Genomic DNA, 20,688 nt, shown 5'->3' on the forward strand with positions numbered 1-20,688 from the left:
AAAACCAAGCGGGCAAACAAAACATCTGGGAGACCAATAATGACCCTCATGAAATCCTTTATGGGCGCTGCCGCGACCATCGCATTGACCGCAGGCGCCGCGCTTGCCGACCCCGCGATCATCTTCGATCTGGGCGGCAAATTCGACAAATCCTTCAACGAAGCAGCTTACAACGGCGCCAAGAAATGGGCGGATGAGACCGGCGGCTCATTCAAAGAGATCGAGATGCAGTCCGAAGCTCAGCGCGAGCAGGCCCTGCGCCGCTTGTCGGAAGCTGGCTCCAACCCTGTTGTGATGACCGGCTTTGCGTTTGGCAACGTGCTGGACGAAGTGGCACCAGACTACCCTGACACGGATTTCGTGATCATCGACATGGTCGTGGACCAGCCCAACGTCACCTCGGTGGTCTTCACCGAGCATGAGGGATCCTATCTTGTGGGCTACATGGCCGCGCAGACGTCGAAAACCAACACCGTTGGCTTCATCGGCGGCATGGATATCCCGCTGATCCGTCGTTTCGCATGCGGCTACGCGCAAGGCGCGAAAGCGGCCAACCCTGACACCACGGTAATTTCCAACATGACGGGCACCACGCCTGCGGCTTGGAACGACCCGGTGAAGGGCGGCGAGCTGACCAAAGCGCAAATCAGCCAAGGCGCGGACGTTGTGTACGCAGCGGCTGGCGGCACCGGTGTTGGCGTTCTGCAAGCGGCCGCTGACGGTGGTGCGCTGTCGATCGGCGTGGACAGCAACCAAAACGGCCTGCACCCGGGCAAGGTTCTGACCTCGATGATGAAGCGCGTGGACGTGGCCGTTTATGACGCGTTCAAGCGCGGCACCGAGCAGCCTGGCGGCTTCTCGGTTCTGAACCTGGCGTCGAACGGCGTGGGCTATGCAATGGACGAAAACAACGCCGAGCTGGTCTCCGACGAGCTGAAAGGCGCTGTGGACGCGGTTGCGGCCAAGATCGTCGACGGCTCGATCACCGTGCATGACTACATGTCCGACGAAAGCTGCCCGGCTCTGTCCTTCTAAGGAGCTGAGCTGACAATCGGGACCACGCCTGAAAAGGGGCGTGGTCCCTTTCGCTTTGCGGGGGGCGCACATGGCCAATTCAATTGATACCTTTTTCGACGCTTGGGGCATGGCGGATGACGCCGCGCGCGCTACGGCAATCTCTTCTGTGTATGCCGCTGACGGCACCTATGCCGATCCGCGCAGCGACGGGATCCTGACCGGGGCAGAGACTATTGCCGCCTATGTCAATATGTTCAGCGCAAGCGCTCCGGGGTGGACCGCCAAGGTGGTTAAATCCGACGACAGCGCCGGGGTAACCCGCGCCACCGTCGCCTTTGGCGGCAAGGGCCCGGACGGCCAGGAGATGGTCCAGCATGGACAATACTTCGTTGAAACCGACGGCGCGCAGATCACCCGCATGGTTGGGTTTGTCGGCACCGGAGCACCTGAATGACCGACGTAGCGCCAGCCATTGAGCTGAAAGGCATCTCCAAGGCTTTCGGGCCGGTGCAGGCCAACAAAGACATCTCCATCCGGGTAACGCCCGGCACCATCCACGGCATCATCGGGGAGAACGGCGCGGGCAAATCCACCCTGATGTCGATCCTCTATGGCTTCTACAAGGCCGATGCGGGTGAGGTGTTCATCTCCGGCCAGAAAACCGCGATACCTGATAGCCAGGCCGCCATTGCCGCAGGCATCGGGATGGTGTTCCAGCACTTCAAGTTGGTGGAAAACTTCACCGTGCTGGAAAACGTGGTTCTCGGGGCGGAAAGCGGCGCGCTGCTTGGCCCCTCGCTGGCGCAGGCCCGCAAAGAGCTGACCCAGCTGGCCGCAAATTACGAATTGAACGTCGACCCTGACGCGCTGATCGAAAATATCGGTGTCGGTATGCAGCAGCGTGTGGAAATCCTCAAAGCGCTCTACCGCCAAGCCGACATCCTGATCCTTGACGAGCCGACGGGCGTGCTGACCCCCGCCGAGGCCGACCACCTGTTCCGCATCCTTGAAGGGCTGAAGGCGCAGGGCAAAACGATCATCCTGATCACCCACAAGCTGCGCGAGATCATGGAGGTGACCGACACCGTGTCGGTCATGCGGCGCGGCGAGATGACGGCGACCGTCAAGACGTCCGAGACCTCGCCGCCGGAACTGGCAGAGCTGATGGTCGGCCGCAAAGTGCTGCTGCGCGTCGACAAAACCCCGGCCCAGCCCAAAGACATGGTATTGGACGTGCAAAACCTCGAAGTCACTGATGGCAAAGGGGTAAAGCGGCTCAAAGGTGTGTCGCTCAACGTCCGTGCCGGCGAAATTTTGGGCATCGCGGGTGTTGCTGGAAACGGCCAGTCGGAACTGCTGGAGGTGCTGGGTGGCATCCAAACTGCGACCGGCACAATCACCGTGAATGGGCAGGAAATCGACCTGACCGGCAAGCAATCCGACGGGCGCTCCCGCCGGGCGCGCGGCATCGCACATGTGCCCGAAGACCGGCAGCGAGAGGGCCTGATCATGGACTTCCGCGCCTGGGAAAACGTGGCCTTCGGCTACCACCATGAGGAGGAGTACAACTCCGGCATGCTCATGGATCAGGCCGCCATCAAGGCAGACGCCGCGGGCAAGTTTGAACGCTTCGATGTGCGGCCTGACAATCCGCTGTTGGAGGCAAAGAACTTTTCCGGCGGCAACCAGCAAAAGATTGTTCTGGCGCGCGAGATTGAACGCAACCCTGACCTGCTGCTGGTGGGCCAACCCACTCGCGGGGTCGACATCGGCGCAATTGAGTTCATCCACCAACGCATCGTGGAGCTGCGCGACGCGGGCAAGGCGATCTTGCTTGTCTCGGTCGAGCTGGAGGAAATCCTGTCGCTGTCAGACCGCATCGCCGTGATCTTTGACGGGCAAATCATGGGCGAGCGCCTCCCATCCGAGACCGACGAGAAAGAGCTTGGATTGATGATGGCCGGCATGTCTGGCCTAGAAAAGAAGGCGTCCTGATATGCAAGCAATGCCAAAATGGGCAGATCTGGTGTTGGTGCCGGTTGTAGGCCTGATCATGGCCTTCATCTGCTCGGGTCTGATGATCGTTGTCACCGGCCATGACCCCGTGGAAGCGGTGACCTTGATGGTGCAAGGCTCTGTTGGGTCAACCTACGCGTGGGGCTTTACGCTCTATTACGCGACCAACTTCATCTTCACCGGGCTCGCTGTGGCCGTCGCATTCCATGCCGCGATGTTCAACATCGGTGGCGAGGGGCAAGCGGCCCTTGGCGGATTGGGCGTCGCGCTGGTCTGCCTCTTCATCCCCTGGCCGCATTGGACCCTCGCGCTTCTGGGCGCAACAATGGCGGGCGCGGCGTTTGGCGCGCTTTGGGCCACCCTGCCCGCATGGTTGCAGGCCCGGCGCGGCAGCCACATCGTGATCACCACAATCATGTTCAACTTCATCGCCGCCGCGCTTTTGAACTACGTGCTGGTCAACGTGCTGCGCCCTGCCGGCGCGATGGATCCGGCCACGGCGAAATTCCCGGAGCCCACCCATTTGCCGCTGCTCAGCGACTGGCTGAACGCGGTCGGCATCCCGTTTGCGGCCCGCACGCCGGCCAATGTGACCTTGCTCATAGCGCTTCTGGCCTGTGTCTTCGTCTACCTTCTGATCTGGCGCAGCAAGCTGGGGTTCGAAATCCGGTCGCTCGGCAAGTCGGAGTCCGCGGCGGTCTATGCAGGCATTTCGCCCGCAAAGATCATCATGATCTCCATGATGATCTCGGGCGGGCTGGCAGGGCTCATGGCCATCAACAACGTGATGGGCGAGGCTGAACGGCTGGTCCTGAACTCGGTCGAGGGCGCGGGGTTCATCGGCATTGCGGTCGCGCTTATGGGCCGGTCTCACCCGATTGGCATTGTCTTCGCCGCGCTGCTCTTTGGCGCGCTTTATCAAGGCGGCGCCGAGCTTGGCCTTTGGACCCAAATCCCGCGCGAGCTGGTGGTCGTCATTCAGGCGCTGGTCATCTTGTTCACGGGTGCGTTGGACCAGATGATCCGCATGGCGGTGCAGCGGTTGTTCTTCTCCAAACGCAAGGCGGGGGCGTAACACATGGACTTTCTGACAATCCTGCAAATCCTCGACTCAACCGTGCGGCTTGCAACCCCGCTGCTGCTGGCTTGCCTGGCAGGTCTCTATTCGGAACGAGGCGGCATCTTCGACATCGGCCTCGAAGGCAAGATGCTCGCGGCGGCATTTGCCTCCGCCGCCGTGGCGTTTTTGACCGGCTCCGTCTGGATAGGCCTGCTCGCTGGCATCGGTGCGTCGGTCATGCTGTCCATATTGCATGGCCTCGCCTCCATCACATTCCGCGGCAATCAGCTGATCTCGGGTGTTGCAATCAACTTCTTGGCCTCCGGTCTCACCGTCGTTGTCGGGCTATCAATTTTCCGCTTGGGGGGACGCACACCTGCGCTCACTGACGGCGCAAGGTTTGAAAGCGTGTCGCTGCCATTCTCCGGATTGCTTGGCGACGTGCCGCTTTTCGGCCCCATCTATGTGGAGCTTCTGTCCGGCCACACCATGCTGGTTTACGTGGCCATGCTCTGCGTGCCGCTCAGCTGGTTCGTGCTGTTTCGCACCCGGTTCGGGCTGCGGTTGCGCGCCGTGGGGGAGAACCCGGCCGCGGTCGACACGGCCGGTATCTCGGTCATCCGGCTGCGCTACACGGCGGTCATCATCTGTGGGGTCCTCTGCGGCATTGCGGGGGCCTATCTGGCCACCGGGCTTGCGGCTGGCTTCGTCAAGGAAATGAGCGCCGGCCGCGGCTTCATCGCGCTTGCCGCGCTGATCTTTGCCAAATGGCGGCCGGTACAGGCGCTGGGGGCGACACTGCTGTTCGGCCTCCTCGAGGCGATCTCGAACCGCTACCCCAACATCGATATCCCGGCCTCCATGCTGATCATCATCCTGGTGCTGCTCGCCGCGGGGCTGCTGTACGCGGGGCGCAAGTCCCGTCTGGATCTGGCGGTGTTGGGCGGGTTGGCTGCCCTGCTGATCGGGGCGGCGGTCTCGGTCTTTGTGTCATCCGGTCTGTCGGGGACGGCAACATTGCCCAGCCAATTCATGCAGGCGCTGCCCTATATACTGACGGTGGTGATTCTCGCGGGGTTCGTTGGCAAGGCGGTTCCTCCGCGCGCCGGTGGGCAACCCTACGTCAAAGAGCGCTAAGCTCGGTCCCAGTTTTCGTCAACGCTGCGCTGCAGCAAGTATTTGCGGCTGGACCTATCAATTGGCATTGCCCTGACCATCTGGACGGGTCTAAGGGAGGCATATGCAAATCTACCTGCCCATAGCCGAGGTCTCGGTCAACGCGTTCCTGTTGCTGGGGCTGGGCGGGCTTGTGGGCATCTTGTCCGGCATGTTTGGCGTCGGCGGCGGCTTCCTGATGACGCCGCTGTTGTTCTTCATCGGCATTCCCCCCGCCGTGGCCGTGGCGACCGAGGCGAACCAGATCGTGGCGTCCTCATTCTCCGGTGTGCTGGCGCATCTCAGGCGGAAGTCGGTGGATCTCCGAATGGGCACGGTCCTCCTGATCGGAGGGCTGGTTGGCGCGGCCCTCGGGGTCCAGTTGTTCGCCGCCCTGCGCGAGATGGGCCAGGTCGATCTGCTGGTGAAGCTTTGCTACGTGGTTTTTCTGGGCATTATCGGCGGGTTGATGTTCTTCGAAAGCCTTAAGGCCATTCGCCGCGCCAAGGGCGCGCATACGGTGCCCGCCCGCAAAAAACACGGGTTGGTCCACGCGTTGCCGCTCAAAATGAAATTCCGCACCTCGGGGCTGTATATCTCTGTCATCCCGCCGGTGCTGGTCGGCGTCTTTGTGGGCATTCTGGCGGCCATTATGGGCGTCGGCGGCGGCTTCATTATGGTGCCTGCGATGATCTACTTGCTGGGCATGCCCACCAAGGTGGTGGTTGGTACATCGCTGTTCCAGATCATCTTTGTGACCGGCTTCACCACGCTGATGCATGCGACCACAAACTACACGGTCGACATGGCTTTGGCGGTGCTGCTGCTGGTCGGTGGCGTGATCGGCGCGCAAATCGGCACCCGCATCGGCGCGCGGCTGAAGGCGGAGCAACTTCGCATCCTGCTGTCGATCATGGTGCTGGCGGTCTGCTTCAAGCTGGCGCTTGATCTGCTGATCATGCCGTCCGAGCTGTACTCCATCGGCGCGGCGGGGTCGCACTGATGCGCGCGCTGCTGGCCTCCCTGCTGATCTTGATCACCGCCGCCGCGGCGCAGGCCGAAAAGGTGGTTGCCGATCTGTCTCTGCGCGACGTAGAGATCAACGCCAATTTCGACGGGTCTGACATCCTGATTTACGGCGCGATCAAAGGTGCCAAAGAAGACTCCGGCCTTGCCCCGCTCGACGTGATCATCGCCATATCCGGCCCTGCTGGCCCGGTGACCGTCCGCAAGAAAGACCGCCGCTTTGGCATCTGGGTCAACACGGAATCCATCGAGGTGGATCGCGCACCCAGCTTCTACGCCGTCGCCTCGACCGGGAAACTGGAGGACACGCTGTCGTATAATGACGACGTGAGGTTTCAGGTCTCGATCCCGCGCGCGATCTACTCGGTCGGCGCCCCTGCCGAGATCGAGGACCCCGCCAGCTTTTCCGAGGCGTTGATCCGTATCCGGAAGGGCAACAACCTCTATCAACAGCTCGACAACACGGTGCAGCTGTTCGACCAGACGCTGTTTTCAACGACCATCGACATGCCCGCCAATCTGGTCGAGGGCACCTACCCCACCCGCATTTTTCTAACCCGGGAGGGCGAGGTCGTGGCCCGTCTGGCCACCTTTATCGACGTGCGCAAAGTGGGTTTGGAACGTTGGATATATGATCTGGCGCATAACCAGCCGCTGATCTACGGCATCCTGTCTTTGGTGATCGCGATCACTGCGGGCTGGTTGGCATCGGCCTTCTTCCGCTATCTTCGGTTCTGAGCGTAAAAATTTTCGACGAAAAATTTTACGCCCCCGGCTCCGGTTCCGCCTCCAAGGTGAGCGGTGCGGGCGCAACCGTGCTGAGATCACTGGTGTCCAGAGCGGCCGTCGGCCGCGACAAGCGGTTGCGGGTGATCCACAACAGCCGGTTCTCCGCCCGCGTGATGGCGACATAGGCCAGACGTTTCCAGACAGGTTGCCCAGCCTCCGACCGGCCAGAGCGCGCGGCGGCGTAAAGATCGGGGGCAAAGACCTGCACCGTGTCCCATTGAGAGCCTTGCGCTTTGTGAATGGTCACCGCCGCCCCATGCAGAAACGCGGCCCCCATGCGGGCGGCGAAGGGGATGAACGGCTCTTCCTCATCGGGCGCTTCGATTTTGATGATCGAGGCGGCGGAGACCTGCGGGTCCTCCGCCCCCATGACATGCAGCCGCGAAAAACCGGGCTTCTTGCCCGGCCCCATATAGACAACCTGCGCGCCTTTCACGAGGCCGCGCGCCTCCAGATCAATGCGCTTCTTGCGGTGCTTTGCTGGCAGCTCGATCCCGTCGCAAATCAACGGCTCGCCGGGTAGCAGCGTGTCCACCGTCGCGCCGTATGCCCCGCGCCACGCCTGGATCAGCCGGATGCGCGTCGCATTGCGCCAAACCAGCACTGGGGAGCGTGCCATCAGGTCGGCCTCCACCCGTTCGGCGTAAACCACGCGGTCGTCTTTCAGCGACGCCTCGCGGACCAGTTTTTCGAATTGGCCAAAATCGACCGACGGGTCGGCAAGCGCATGCGCCAGATCTAGGATCGGGTTGTCAGCGTCCTGCCGGTGCACGCGGCTCAGCTCCAGCCGCCGCCCATCTTTCAACGTGTCGAACACCATGTCGCCATTGCTGCCCACCGGGGCCAACTGCGCGGGGTCGCCGAACAAAACCAGCGTTGGAAAAATCTCGCGTAGGTCCTCGAACTGCTTCTCATCCAGCATCGAGCTTTCGTCAACGAACCCGATATCCAGCGGGTCCTCCCGCCGCTTCCAGCCCTGAATGAAGTCAGACCCACGCAAACCCGCCGCGGCCAAGGCGCCGGGGATGGATTTATGCGCGTCGTAAAACGCCTTCGCCCGGTCGAGCGCGGCATCCGCCAGCCCCTCGACCTCGGGCCTGTCGCCTTGGCCTGCCAGCCAGTCGGCAATCAGCTCGTAATCGGGGTCATAGAGCGGCGTGTAAAGAATGCGGTGAATGGTGGTGGCCGGCACGCCGCGGTTGCGCAGCACGCTGGCCGCCTTGTTGGTCGGCGCCAGCACCGCCAGCGTGCGGCGGTCCTTGCGGGCCTTGCCCTCATAGTCGCCCGACACCAGATCGACGCCTGACGCGGTGACCGCGTTCACCAATTCTGACAGCAGCAGCGTCTTGCCCGACCCCGCCTTGCCGACAATCGCCATCACCTGGTCACGGTCTTCCTGCAACGGCATCGTGTCGCCCGAGGTGATGTCCACGCCCGCCCGCCCAAGCAGGTCGGCGACGGCGTCATACGCCTCCGCCTGATCGTCCGAATAGGTAATTTGCGCGGGCGTTGACATGGGCCGAACCCTACCCCCGCGCGGGCCCCGCCGCCAGTGGTTTTGCGCCTTACGCGGCCAGCGAAATCGCGCCGCCGAAGGCGCGGCCAAACCAAAGCTGCGACAGGTCACGGCTGACGCCAGCGGCAGCGCACATCTTCCCCAGAATGGCGTCGTCAAACGCCCAAAGCCCCGCGCTGATGGCCTCACGCCCTTTGCCCTCGGTGCCCAGAATATCCGGCTCCCATCCCAGCTTGCGGTAGATGCGCACCATCCGCGCGTCAAAGACGCCAATGGAATGGCTCAGGCCAAACCCCACGCCCAATTGCGCCCCTGCCATCATCAGAAGCGCGGCAATCCGCCCGCCATCCGCTGCATCAGGCGAAACGCAGAACCGCGTCGTCTCCCACACTGTGGGGGCGCAAATTTCGCCGCCCGCAAGATGGGAGAAATGGTCGTTCACCATCGTGTCGCCGGTCGTCGGCAGAAACCGCATCGATCCGCCGTGCTTACCGCCGTCATCCCAGATCACATAAAGCGGGTTCAGCGGGTCATATTGGTCATGTTCAAACCCGTTCGCATCGACCGTGACCTCCCATTTCAGGCGGTCATGAAACTGTGTCGCGCGGTCACGCAGCATGGTGGATTTCAAGGTGGGGTAGGCATTCAGGTCGTCTCCGTAGATGTAGCGGATCATTGCGGGCTCCTCTGTCCAGATCAGGACAAGAGGGGTCGCATGTCATGGGTAACGGGCCATTAACCATGAGTTCGCACTATGGGCGATATCGGCAACGGGGCCGGTCGGCCGGTCAAGGATTTGTCGGAGGAGGAAATGGTCGTCAGGGGCGTCGACTTAGACGACAATCAGCCCGTAGGTGACGGCCATTGCGACGGCATGCACCGTGTTGGAGGCGCCAAGCTTGAACCGCGCACTCTCGATGTAAACGCGCAAGGTGTTTTCCGAAATTTGCAGCGCCTCGGCCACACCGGCGCGGTTATGGCCCAAGGCCAACAAGGTCAGCGTGTCTTTCTCGCGGGGGCTTAACGCGCGCACGGGACCCTGGCTCGGGCCGCCCTCGATCTCCAGCGCTTTTTCGTTGAGGTAATGGGCGATAAGGATCAGGTCGCCGACCCGCTCGTCCGTATATTTGGCCCAAGCCTCGTCCGTGTCTTTCTGGTTCGCTGAAAACAGCGCAAACTGTCCGGACGGGCCGCGGATGGGGATGGAAAAGCCCTGATTTCCAAGGCCCGCGTCGACCGCCTCGCCCATGAAGTCGCGGCTGGCCTTGTTCGACCAATCCAGCGCCTTCCAGTCAATCGGGGTGAAACATTTGTAGCAGCCCTGGACCACTGGATCGATCCGTTCGTAACCCTTGTCGATGTAGCGTTCGACCCAGTCGGGCGCGTAAGTCAGAGCGGCGTATTGCCCGCCGCTGGCGTTCACCGAGTGGTATACGAGATTTTCAATGTCGTAGACGTCCCGGAGGCCTTCAACGAAGGTCTGTAACTCTTCAAGCGTTTTCGCTTGTGAAAGTGCTTCTTGCATGTCCACGAGCTTGTTCAAACTCACCTACCCTCATTTGCTCGGGCGTGTGGTGTGCGGATAGCTCACGGGCAGCCAGAGCAATCGTATCATCAAGCCGGTCTGCAAGCTTCCCCATGGAATTGGTCGCTGAAAATTTCTGCAGATCTGTTAGTACGTCGATAATCCAATCATTCGTCATGCCAGTGTCCCTCTGAACAGTTAATGTATGGTTAACGACAGTCTATCAGCCAAATGTTGCCGAAAGGTATTCGCAGTTTTCACTTCACCATAAATGGCGAGGTCGCGATTTCTAACATGTTGAAATGAGGGACCCACCGCGTTGGGCGCAAAAGAAAGCCCCGCAAATCAGGTGATTCGCGGGGCACGTTACGTCGAGGTCAACAGGCAGGACGCCTTTAGCTGCGGCTGGCCTCCAATGTGTCCTCAAATGTGGACAAACCGGTGCGCGGGGCCGTGACCAGCACCGCCATGTTGCCGGGCTTATGCTCGTTGCGCAGCATTTTGGTGTGGGCCTGCGGGATTTCGTTCCATGGGAACACTTCCGACATGCACGGGTCCAAACGGCGCTCCACCATCAGTTGGTTGGCGGCGGACGCTTGCTTGAGATGCGCGAAGTGCGACCCCTGCACCCGCTTCTGGTGCATCCACAGATAGCGCGCGTCCATCGTCAGGTTGTAGCCCGTGGTGCCCGCGCAAATGACGACCATGCCGCCCTTTTTGCAGACGAACACCGACGCCGCCATGGTGCTTTCGCCCGGATGCTCGAACACCATATCCACGTTGTTGCCCTTGCCGGTGATGTCCCAGATGGCCTTGCCGAACTTGCGGACCTCGCCGAACCATTCCTTGTACTCGGGCGAGTTCACCGTGGGCATCTGCCCCCAGCAGTTGAAATCCTTGCGGTTCAGCACGCCCTTGGCGCCCAGCCCCATGACAAAGTCACGCTTGCTTTCATCCGAGATCACGCCAATCGCATTCGCGCCGGCCGTGTTCGCCAGTTGGATCGCGTAAGAGCCCAGACCGCCAGACGCGCCCCAGACCAGAACGTTCTGCCCCGGCTTCAGCTCATGCGGGTGGTGGCCGAACAGCATGCGGTATGCAGTCGCCAAGGTCAGCGTGTAACACGCGCTTTCTTCCCACGACAGGTGCTGCGGGCGTGGCATCAGCTGCTGGCTCTGCACCGTGGTAAACTGCGCGAATGACCCGTCGGGCGTCTCGTAGCCCCAAATCCGCTGCGAGTTGGAAAACATCGGGTCGCCGCCGTTGCAGTGCTCGTCGTCGCCGTCATCCTGGTTGCAGTGGATCACCACCTCGTCGCCAACCTTCCAGCGGGTGACCTTGTCGCCCACGGCCCAGACGATGCCAGACGCATCAGAACCGGCGATGTGGTAGGGCTCGCCATGTACGTCAAACGGGCTCAGCGGCACGCCGAGGCCCGCCCAGACGCCGTTGTAGTTGACCCCGGCGGCCATCACCAGAACGACAACCTCGTGGCTGTCGGGCTGTTTGACGTCAACGACCTCGGACAGGAAGGCCTGCTCAGGCTCGCCATGGCGCTCGCGGCGGATCGCCCAGGCGTACATCTGCTTTGGCACATGACCCAACGGAGGGATTTCGCCGACCTCATAGAGGTCCTTCACGGGGGCATCATATTCCATAACGGGGTCTCGCACATCTAAGGCCATGGCCGGGGTTCCTCATTCTTTCATGCTGCCGCGCAGAATCAAATGCTGCGCCGCCAATAAGGACGGTCTACAAAGGCAAAAGTAAGATTACAACCCTTTTGGGTTTATTTTTGTAATTTTATGTCGCCGGCCTGTTTCGGCCGAAAATGCGCGATAGAGCCCGCATAGTATGGCATCAGCTCTGCATATTTGCCGGTCAGCTTCAGCACATCACCGTCGATCAACAGCATGCCCCGGGCCTCCAGCAGGCGCAGCGCGGCGTCCAACCCCTTCTCGGCCCCCGATTGCGGCAAGCACAGGTTGATGCGCTTTTCGGTCATCGCCGCGACCTCCAGCTCAAACAGTTCGGTCAGCTTGGCCCGCGACATCTGCCCGCCGGCTTCCTGCATATGCCAGGCGATCAGCGGCACCGGCAGCACCGGCACCGAGGACGCCACCCGCCCCATAAGCGCTTTGCCCAGGTCTTGCGCCACGTCGTCATGTTGCTCACTCAAGAAGTCACGCAACGACAGCGGCGAGCCATAGGCCACGGCGGCGAAGCCCAAGCGGTGGAACTTGCCAGTGACACGCTGCCAGATATGGCGGCCCACGTAGCGGAACACGGTGGAGATGCGGAACTTGAAACGGGATCGGTTATCCCCGGCCGCAGCCACCAGAACGCGGTCCTCCAGCACCCGGTCGTAATTCAATCCAATGGGGACGAACACAACGTCACGCGACTTTTCCGGATCGAACCCGTCGATGATGTAGCTGATCAGCCCCAGCTTCGGGTCCCCCAGCTCGCCTGTGCGCGACAGCCCGCCTTCGGGGAACACGGCCTGCGCCACGCCTTCCTTGGTCGACAGCTGCACATACCGCGCCAGCACGCGCCTGTACAAAGGGTTCAACGATTTGCGGCGGATGAAATACCCGCCCATCATCTTGATCAACGGCCGCAGCGGCCAGCCCCGGGCCCATTCCCCCACCGCATAGGACAGCGAAGTGTCCTTCGCCGCCAGATAGGTCACCAGCACGTAATCCATGTTGGAGCGGTGGTTGATGATGTAGACCACCGTCGCCTCCGGATCGATTGCCTCGATCTCGTGCTTGTTCTGACGCACGACGCGGACGCGGTACAGCCCGCGCGACAGCCACTTGGCCAGCTTGGTGCCCCAGCCAAAATAAATGGTGGCGCTGAAGGATGGTACAATCTCGCGGGCGTAACGCTCTGCCGTCTCGAACGCCACGTTGTCGGGGATGCCCTGCTTGTCAGCATAGTCATTGACTGCACGGATGACGTCGGGGTCGTAGAGCACGTTTTGGATCATGTCGTGGCGCCGCGCCAGCTTGAAGGGCTGGATCGGGCGCTTCAGGTTCTCGTTCAGCCGCGCCACCACCCGCTCCGCGCGGCGCCGGAAGAACCAGCGCACCGACGGAAACAGCAGATGCGACGCCGCCGTGACCGCCGCCAAAAGCCCCATCAGGATCAGTGCCCAGACGGGCAGTTCTACGGTCTGCAACATGCCATGACGTTGGCAGGGAACGGCGGCGGGGTAAATGGGGCTGCGCATTCCGGCCGCCGTTGTTTTCCGCAAGCCACAACCCCATCTTTGGGGGTATGGCACCCGTCACCATCTCCGCAGGCTTTGCCGAGCATCACCGCAGCGAGGCCACCCGGCTATTCTGGCAGGCCTTCAAGGCCAAGCTGAACCCCGTCATGGGGCCAGAGGCGAAGGCGCAGCGCTTCCTCGCGCGCGTGGCCGACCCGTCGCATGCCATCAGCGCGACGGCCCTTGACGGCACGTTGCTTGGCATCGCCGGTTACAAAACCGCGCAGGGCGCGTTCATCGGCGGCGACTGGGCGGACCTGACTGCGGTCTACGGCACCCTCGGCGCGCTGTGGCGCGCGCCTCTGCTATCCATCCTCGAACGCAACCTTGCGGACGATGTGTTGCTGATGGACGGCATCTTCGTGACCGAGGCCGCCCGCGGCCAAGGCGTCGGCACCCGACTGCTCAACGCCATAAAGGCGGAGGCCGCCTCGCGCGGGCTGTCCCAAACCCGCCTCGACGTGATCGACACCAACCCCCGCGCCCGCGCGCTCTATGAACGCGAGGGGTTTGTCGCAGGTGAACGGCACGACCTTGGCCCGCTGCGCCTCCTGTTCGGCTTTCGCCATGCGACGACGATGATCCATAAGCAGGCCTAAAGGCTCCGAAATTTCTGCATTGCAGCGAATTGACATTGGTATAAAATTCCCCGTATCTACACTCACACGCAAGAAAGTTACCCGACCCGATTCACCGGAGGCCTTATGACCGAGACCAAAAAAGATCGCCCATGGCTGTTTCGGACCTATGCGGGCCACTCCACTGCCAAGGCGTCAAACGCTTTGTACAAGGGCAACCTCGCTAAGGGGCAAACCGGTCTCTCCGTTGCTTTCGACCTGCCCACCCAGACCGGATATGACAGCGACCATGAACTCTCACGCGGCGAGGTCGGCAAGGTCGGCGTCCCCGTGGCGCATTTGGGCGACATGCGCACGCTATTCAGTGAAATCCCGCTCGATCAGATGAACACGTCGATGACGATCAACGCGACCGCGCCTTGGCTCTTGTCGCTCTACATCGCCGTGGCGGAGGAACAGGGCGCGGAAGTCTCCGCCCTGCAGGGCACCGTGCAAAACGACATCATCAAGGAATACCTGTCGCGCGGAACGTATATTTGCCCGCCGCAGCCCTCCTTGCGCATGATCACCGACGTCGCCGCCTACACGCGCGAGCACCTGCCCAAATGGAACCCGATGAACGTCTGTTCCTACCATTTGCAGGAGGCGGGCGCGACGCCGGAACAGGAACTGGCCTTCGCTTTGGCCACGGCAACGGCCGTGCTGGACGACCTACAAAACAAAGTCCCGGCAGAGCATTTCCCCGCCATGGTCGGCCGCATCTCCTTCTTCGTGAACGCGGGCATCCGGTTCGTGACCGAGATGTGCAAAATGCGCGCCTTCGTGGACCTGTGGGACGAGATCACCCGCGAGCGTTATGGCGTCGAGGACCCCAAATTCCGCCGCTTCCGCTACGGGGTGCAAGTCAACTCCCTCGGGCTGACCGAGCAGCAGCCCGAAAACAACGTCTACCGCATCCTTATCGAGATGCTGGCCGTGACACTCTCGAAAAACGCCCGCGCCCGCGCGGTGCAGCTGCCCGCCTGGAACGAGGCCCTCGGCCTGCCCCGCCCATGGGACCAGCAATGGTCGCTCAGGATGCAGCAGATCATGGCGTTCGAAACCGACCTGTTGGAATATGACGACCTGTTCGACGGCAACCCAGCCGTGGACCGCAAGGTCGAGGCCCTGAAAGAAGGCGCCCGCGCGGAACTGGCCACCATCGACGCCATGGGCGGGGCCAATGAGGCCATCGAATACATGAAATCCCGGCTGGTGGAGGCGAACGCCAACCGCATCACCGGCATCGAGGGCGGCGACACCACCGTGGTTGGCGTCAACAAGTTCCAGCAGCATGAAGAAAGCCCGCTCACCGCAGGCGACGAGGCCATAATGGTCGCCGACAAGGACGCTGAAGCCGACCAGATCAACCGCCTCAACCAATGGAAAGCCGACCGCGACGACGCCAAGGTGCAAGACGCGTTGAAAGCGTTGCGGGAGGCGGCCCAGTCTGGCGCCAACATTATGCCCGCCTCCATTCAGGCCGCCAAGGTAGGTGTCACCACCGGCGAATGGGGCGACATGATCCGCACGGCCTTCGGGCAGTATCGCGGCCCAACTGGTGTCTCGCGCAATCCGTCTAACCGCACCGAAGGGCTCGACGAGATCCGGCAACGCGTCGACGCGGTTTCCGACAAGCTGGGCCGCCGCCTGAAATTCCTCGTCGGCAAACCGGGGCTCGACGGCCATTCCAACGGCGCCGAACAAATCGCCGCCCGCGCCCGCGACTGCGGCATGGACATCACCTATGAGGGCATCCGCCTGACCCCTGACGAAATCGTCGCCGCCGCCCAAAAGGACGAGGCCCATGTCGTCGGCCTATCCATCCTGTCGGGCTCCCACATCCCGCTGATCCGCGACCTGATGGCCAAGATGAATGTCGCAGGCCTCGGACACATCCCGGTCGTTGTCGGCGGCATCATCCCCGAGGAAGACGCCAACCGCCTGCGCGCCATGGGCGTCAGCAAGGTCTACACCCCCAAGGATTTCGAGCTGAACGTGATCATGAATGATCTGGTGACGCTGGTGGATCCGCAAGGCATCGCGGCGGAGTAATCACTTGGGGACGATGCTACCGACCAGCGTATCAGCTCCAGCATCAACGTCCGTTAATTGAAAGAAAAGCGACTGGTCGGACTTTAATGGTATACTTTCGCCAATCCAGACAAGGTCGCTTCCACCACCTGATGCGTGAACTTCGATGCTGCCAGATCCGTATGACCCCACAGTTATTGCCGGAACGCCGTTCAAACAAACAACGGCCCCGCTCTCAAATGTGACCCCAACAATGGGACGGCCAATGTCTGCCTCAAAACACACATTCTTTTTCGCAAGTGATGGAGCAGGGGCTGCAACACCTTGCCCGACGGAGACACCAGACTCGGTTTGAGATTGCGATACAGTTGGATTGCTCTTCAGCAAGGCAAGTAATTCGGACGGGTTCAGGTTTTTGCCCGCCGGACCCGCAGGCCCTTGTTTGCCCGGGGCGCCAGCCTGACCTGCCGGTCCAATCGCCCCCATCTGACCTGCGGGACCCTGTGGCCCGGTAGGCCCCGGTGGTCCGGTCTCACCAGCTGGCCCGCGCTCACCAATTTGCCCTCTACGACCGGCTGGTCCGCGGATAATATCGCGATATTGCTGTGCGAGCACGGCTGCGACCTCGTCAGGTGTGACGAAGCCAAGCCCGGAGCCAGAACTCGACTTTACGCTTTCCAGTTCAATCTCCAGCTTCGCAATCTGCGCCTCCAGCGCGGCAATGCGGTTCGCCTCCGGTTGGCTTTGCAGCAAGGTGCGGCCCTGATCCTCGACCACGCTTTCCAAAGCCTCAATGCGGGCGGCCACCTGCCCCACGTTGGTTTTCAGCTCCGAGGCCTGCACGGCCTCGGCAATCCGCTTCTCAACCGCGTCCTCGGTCAGCACGGCGTCGTTGAAACGGGCCTGCTCGGACACGCTCATCCAACCCACGCCAATGGTCGCCAACGCACCAAGAACCCCGGCGCCAAGCGGGACAAGATAGTTTTTCACAACGCTCATAACAGCACAGGTCCTTCACATCCTCGGCCCTCAGACTATCCGTCACACAACAATTGTCTAGCCGGTCTGCGCGCGGGTCCGTTGCCTTGGTCTACACCCCCAAGGATTTCGAGCTGAACGTGATCATGAATGATCTGGTGACGCTGGTGGACCCCGCAGGCATCGCGGCGGAGTAACGCCGCCCCGCCAACGACACGGCGACGGATCGCCAATTCTGTGCTACAATGCGGCGCGGCCCTATTTTGGCCGTGCAAGACGACATTTGAACCACTCCTATTTTAGAACCATTGGTGATCATTATGCACAAAGACCTCCCCATCCATCCGCCCGGACTAGCCCCACACGACCGGAGGGGCCGGCCATGAAGTTCACAATCATGCCTGACCCGACGCCGGGCCATTTCTACCGCGCCCAGAACAATGACACGGTGCTGGGCCTGACGGGGCGCGCCTACGGGGTGCGCTCCGGCTCCACCCGCATGCGGCTGTCGCAGCTGCTGGTTTCCCACCCGCATAACTGGCGCATTCGCAGGCCGCCGAAAAACAAGTTCGAACGGCAGTTCTATCCGCAAGGTCTGATCCGGCTGGCACGCCGGTTCCCCTGTGCGGACAGGGCCTACGAGGCTGATCCTTGGGACCCGCTCTCCGGCGGCAGCTGCAGACCCCTGATGTATATCCCGCCCAAAACCGATGTCTGGTTCAAGCCGCCGGTCGAGGTGGTGCAGCGGGCCAGCCTGCTGTGCTGGGCCGCGGCGCTGACCAGCCTGTCGCTGTCGCGCGATCTGAACCTGGCCTTCCCTGATCAGATCGATCTGGCGTCGCATTTCTTAGGCGAACGGATCACCGTGGGTCGTCCCGGGCGCGGCAGCGTCCGCAGGCGTCTGGTGATGCGCAGCAATCTTGGGTTGCGCCTGTGGCCCCGCCAAGAACTGAAGGCCGACCCGCCCGCACACGCGTTCACCAAGGGCGAGATGACGGCGACGTTTATGGCGCGGGCCTTCGGGCTGAACATCAACAGCTATTTCGGCGACCTCAAGCCTGACCCGGTCAACAAAAAGCGCGACAAGAAGCTGACCATCGGGGAAATCCAACGGCTCCTCAAAGCCGCAGACAACCCGATCATCATGTTCCGCGCGCTGGGCGAGGACACCAAAACGCCCGGGCATGTGTCGGTCGTGTTCGGCGCGTCAGAGGAGGATGACCACTACCTCGAGATGGACCCGTTCACCACGTCCAACAGCGGCTCGGTCTTCGGCACAGAGGACACGATCACGCTGCGTGACGGGCGTCATTTGACGGGTGATATCGTCGGCCATGACGCGCGGGAGATTTACGTGCTGCACTAAAGCCGGAAAGGGCGCGCGCGCTGGTCGGGCCTATTGCGATGCGGGCTCTTTGAGCAGGTCCCGATCATAGGCGGATTGCACATCCTCGGGCACCACCGGCACCAGATAGGCGTAGGGAACCGGTGGCTCAAACTCGCCCAACGGGCGGATGAACAGCCCGCTCCCGGGGGTGTAGCTACTGATGAAATGTGTTCCCAACACGTCTTTTGGCGCTGCTTTGCCGTCCGGATGCTCGTATCTCCAAAGGCCTCGGTAGCGCAGTGTTACATCAAAATATTCTCCCTCAAAGATGCCAACCCGGTCCGTGGGTTTCAGATACACCCATCCATACCGGTCGACCCCACCAATAATTGTGTAGTCCTGCGGGATTGTCAGCTCCCAGCCCTGTTCCACAGCGGCAATGTCGTCGGGGAAGGGCTCGTTGGTTTTCCAATCGGGGTCGGGTTTTGCTTGGTTTTCGGTCACGATTTGAACTCCCGGTTGTGATGTGAGGCCAAAATAGCCAAGGGCCACAGCCCCCAATAGGATGATGACGATGGCCAGCCGGCGCGTCATCGCGATTTCAGCCCAGCAGGGTACTCAAAATCGCTGGCCACCGTGCCGCCGCTGCTGGCGTTGAAGGCGCGGTAGGTACGTTGAAGGTAGCGCGCCTGGCGGGACGGCAATTCGATACCGTTTCCGGGCGGGGTGTCCATCGCAGAACCTGTAATCGTTCGCAGCCTTATTTCCAAATCCTCTGCAGAGGATACGTTCGCGGAAACGCCTCCCGCTCGCGCCACTTCAAGCGAAAAGGTAAAACAATGATTTCCCTTAATATCGTAAGCCGCCGCCCGTTTAGCGGTAATTTCAGTTATCCGTTGCTCCGCAAAGTCTTTCATCGCATCGTAAGCGCCATTCGCAAGTTTGATGTACACACCCTCAAAGCCATAGGGGCCTCCATTCGTTCGGGTTAGTTTGTCAACCAGAGCATTTAGGCTTGCCGGCGTTGGGTTGTGGTCTTCACCAAAGCTGACTGTTGCACCAGCCATGTTGTCGGCAGGCTGGACCTTACCATAGCTCCCACCATAACGGCCATATTCGTAGTAAGCGACTTCGTCGGTCAGCCCGTTGATAAACGCTACCCCGGCATGGCCCAAACCGATCACACTCACCCCAACTCTAGTTCTGCGAGAGATCGACATTGGCGGCGAAGTCTCCGGTCGGGTGAACGTGGCAATAACAGAAGCCTCCTCATCAATTACCGTTCGCTCGAAAAACGACATTTCTGCACGAATTGCATCGTATTCCACGGTGATCGGCTGGTTGGGATACACAATCGGTATCACCACGTCGCACGGGCCGGGGCATGGGCTTACGGGGTCGCCTGCGCTGTCCTGAGCCACGTCTCTAAGCCCTTTCTTCGGCGGTCAGCCGCAGCCGGTCAAAGCGCAGCGTTTCGCGGTATTTCTGCGTTTGTTGCAGCTCGGCCCGAGCCCAGCTTTGCTCCATTATGTTGGCATTCTCCTGTGCGCACCACCCAATGTAGTCGCGCAGCACGGTGCGGGCGTAAAACCCGTTTCGCCGCGCGGTCTCCAGGCAGGCCGCCATAAGGCCGGCATCCATGTCGCCCTGACTGCAATGCTCAGCATGCAGGGTCTTGTCGAACTCGTGCTGGGCGACATAGCCAAACAAGGTGCGCATGTCGGGCGTCATCAAGAGGCTTTTGCTCATGCTGCGGGCCGGCCGAGTCTTCCACCGGAAACGGCGCAGCCCCGCAGGCTGGCCAACGAGCAGGCCGGAAAAGAGTTCAGCGTCGAACAGCTTGGCTGCCTCAACAGGGCTCATCTCAAGCAGGAAGGCCTCAAGATAGGCCGCCTCCCAAAATCGGAAGAAATAGTGCCGGCCATCCGTTCCCTTTAGTCGGGTGAATTTGCGCAGATGGGCCCGTATCTGGCGCAAGGAATGCGGCGATTGTAGTAACAGCAGCGGGCCGCTGCCCCAAAGCTGCCAAGGCGCGTCCCCGTCGGTAAAAAGCGAGCGGGTTAAAGCGTTGCTGTCGGCGAGCGTGACTAGCCATGGCGCCACTTCGCCCAAATCTTCGGCCGCCTCTCCCTGAAACAGGCACCCATGAGGCAGCCCGCTTGTCTCCAACATCTCCGGCAGGTTGGGAAACGCGGCGCCGTCCAGCAATGCAAAGCAGTTTTGCCCCTCCGGCCACAAAAATTTCCGCATTTCGTCGGGTAAAGGGTTGGTCAGCGGGTACCCTTGCGCAGGATCGAGGGGCAGCTGCCTAAATGCGTCGGTTTCAATATTGGCAGTCATGCCAGGCACATAGC

General features: G+C 61.3%; 19 protein-coding genes. 10 read left to right on the forward strand and 9 right to left on the reverse strand.

Translation table 11 applies throughout. The annotated features are described in order from the left end of the window. Window positions 1–39: 39 nt before the first annotated feature. The 7 genes from Q0899_RS08735 (at window position 40) to Q0899_RS08765 (ending at window position 7,012) form a co-directional block, all read left to right on the forward strand. Complete coding sequence (locus Q0899_RS08735; RefSeq protein WP_298355952.1) at window positions 40–1,035, forward strand: BMP family ABC transporter substrate-binding protein; 996 nt, start codon at window positions 40–42, stop codon at window positions 1,033–1,035. 70 nt (window positions 1,036–1,105) lie between these two features. Continuing rightward, window positions 1,106–1,471 carry a nuclear transport factor 2 family protein gene (locus Q0899_RS08740; RefSeq protein WP_299192246.1) on the forward strand — a complete coding sequence of 122 codons (366 nt, stop codon included), beginning with the start codon at window positions 1,106–1,108 and terminating at the stop codon, window positions 1,469–1,471. Continuing rightward, window positions 1,468–3,012 (forward strand): ABC transporter ATP-binding protein, encoded by a 1,545-nt coding sequence (locus Q0899_RS08745; protein WP_299192247.1) that lies wholly within the window; start codon window positions 1,468–1,470, stop codon window positions 3,010–3,012. Before Q0899_RS08740 ends, Q0899_RS08745 begins: the two co-directional genes overlap by 4 nt. Window position 3,013: 1 nt before the next feature. After that, the gene (locus tag Q0899_RS08750) at window positions 3,014–4,108 is read left to right on the forward strand and encodes an ABC transporter permease (protein ID WP_299192248.1); all 1,095 of its coding nucleotides are present in this window, start codon (window positions 3,014–3,016) and stop codon (window positions 4,106–4,108) included. A gap of 3 nt (window positions 4,109–4,111) precedes the next feature. Beyond that, on the forward strand, window positions 4,112–5,230 hold the full coding sequence (locus Q0899_RS08755) for an ABC transporter permease (RefSeq protein WP_298296253.1): 1,119 nt from the start codon (window positions 4,112–4,114) through the stop codon (window positions 5,228–5,230). Window positions 5,231–5,333: 103 nt separating this feature from the next. Then, on the forward strand, window positions 5,334–6,251 hold the full coding sequence (locus Q0899_RS08760; RefSeq protein ID WP_298296250.1) for a sulfite exporter TauE/SafE family protein: 918 nt from the start codon (window positions 5,334–5,336) through the stop codon (window positions 6,249–6,251). Beyond that, complete coding sequence (locus tag Q0899_RS08765; protein WP_299192249.1) at window positions 6,251–7,012, forward strand: TIGR02186 family protein; 762 nt, start codon at window positions 6,251–6,253, stop codon at window positions 7,010–7,012. The genes Q0899_RS08760 and Q0899_RS08765 overlap by 1 nt, the downstream gene beginning before the upstream one ends. Before the next feature lie 25 nt (window positions 7,013–7,037). On the opposite strand, the gene Q0899_RS08770 is transcribed toward Q0899_RS08765, so the two are convergent. The 5 genes from Q0899_RS08770 to Q0899_RS08790 form a co-directional block, all read right to left on the reverse strand. Next, entirely contained in the window at window positions 7,038–8,579 is a 1,542-nt protein-coding gene (locus Q0899_RS08770) for an AAA family ATPase (RefSeq protein WP_299192250.1), read from the reverse strand. Window positions 8,580–8,628: 49 nt separating this feature from the next. Beyond that, window positions 8,629–9,255: an acyl-homoserine-lactone synthase gene (locus Q0899_RS08775; protein WP_298296242.1), complete on the reverse strand. Its 627-nt coding sequence runs from the start codon at window positions 9,253–9,255 to the stop codon at window positions 8,629–8,631. Between the two features lie 156 nt (window positions 9,256–9,411). Further along, the gene (locus Q0899_RS08780) at window positions 9,412–10,128 is read right to left on the reverse strand and encodes a LuxR family transcriptional regulator (RefSeq protein ID WP_299192251.1); all 717 of its coding nucleotides are present in this window, start codon (window positions 10,126–10,128) and stop codon (window positions 9,412–9,414) included. 371 nt (window positions 10,129–10,499) lie between these two features. After that, window positions 10,500–11,789: a crotonyl-CoA carboxylase/reductase gene (ccrA, locus tag Q0899_RS08785; protein ID WP_298296233.1), complete on the reverse strand. Its 1,290-nt coding sequence runs from the start codon at window positions 11,787–11,789 to the stop codon at window positions 10,500–10,502. A gap of 104 nt (window positions 11,790–11,893) precedes the next feature. Beyond that, on the reverse strand, window positions 11,894–13,339 hold the full coding sequence (locus Q0899_RS08790) for a 1-acyl-sn-glycerol-3-phosphate acyltransferase (RefSeq protein WP_299192252.1): 1,446 nt from the start codon (window positions 13,337–13,339) through the stop codon (window positions 11,894–11,896). Window positions 13,340–13,386: 47 nt separating this feature from the next. Between Q0899_RS08790 and Q0899_RS08795 the strand changes: the two genes are divergently transcribed. Together Q0899_RS08795 and Q0899_RS08800 are read left to right on the forward strand one after the other, a co-directional pair. Continuing rightward, window positions 13,387–13,977, forward strand: a complete 591-nt coding sequence (locus Q0899_RS08795; protein WP_298355931.1) for a GNAT family N-acetyltransferase — start codon at window positions 13,387–13,389, stop codon at window positions 13,975–13,977. A gap of 54 nt (window positions 13,978–14,031) precedes the next feature. Continuing rightward, window positions 14,032–16,050 carry a protein meaA gene (locus tag Q0899_RS08800; protein ID WP_299195337.1) on the forward strand — a complete coding sequence of 673 codons (2,019 nt, stop codon included), beginning with the start codon at window positions 14,032–14,034 and terminating at the stop codon, window positions 16,048–16,050. On the opposite strand, the gene Q0899_RS08805 is transcribed toward Q0899_RS08800, so the two are convergent. Next, entirely contained in the window at window positions 16,051–17,028 is a 978-nt protein-coding gene (locus Q0899_RS08805; protein WP_298296224.1) for a hypothetical protein, read from the reverse strand. It abuts the gene before it with no gap. A gap of 361 nt (window positions 17,029–17,389) precedes the next feature. Between Q0899_RS08805 and Q0899_RS08810 the strand changes: the two genes are divergently transcribed. Then, on the forward strand, window positions 17,390–18,373 hold the full coding sequence (locus tag Q0899_RS08810) for a hypothetical protein (protein ID WP_299192254.1): 984 nt from the start codon (window positions 17,390–17,392) through the stop codon (window positions 18,371–18,373). Between the two features lie 30 nt (window positions 18,374–18,403). On the opposite strand, the gene Q0899_RS08815 is transcribed toward Q0899_RS08810, so the two are convergent. From Q0899_RS08815 to Q0899_RS08825, 3 genes are all read right to left on the reverse strand, one after another. Next, complete coding sequence (locus Q0899_RS08815; protein WP_298355925.1) at window positions 18,404–18,838, reverse strand: hypothetical protein; 435 nt, start codon at window positions 18,836–18,838, stop codon at window positions 18,404–18,406. Between the two features lie 86 nt (window positions 18,839–18,924). Continuing rightward, entirely contained in the window at window positions 18,925–19,701 is a 777-nt protein-coding gene (locus tag Q0899_RS08820; RefSeq protein ID WP_299192257.1) for a hypothetical protein, read from the reverse strand. A 58-nt stretch (window positions 19,702–19,759) separates the two neighbouring features. Continuing rightward, the gene (locus Q0899_RS08825) at window positions 19,760–20,674 is read right to left on the reverse strand and encodes a DUF4123 domain-containing protein (protein ID WP_299192259.1); all 915 of its coding nucleotides are present in this window, start codon (window positions 20,672–20,674) and stop codon (window positions 19,760–19,762) included. Between the last annotated feature and the right edge of the window lie 14 nt (window positions 20,675–20,688).

The organism is uncultured Litoreibacter sp. (genome assembly GCF_947501785.1).
In the GTDB taxonomy this organism is placed as follows: Bacteria; Pseudomonadota; Alphaproteobacteria; order Rhodobacterales; family Rhodobacteraceae; genus Litoreibacter.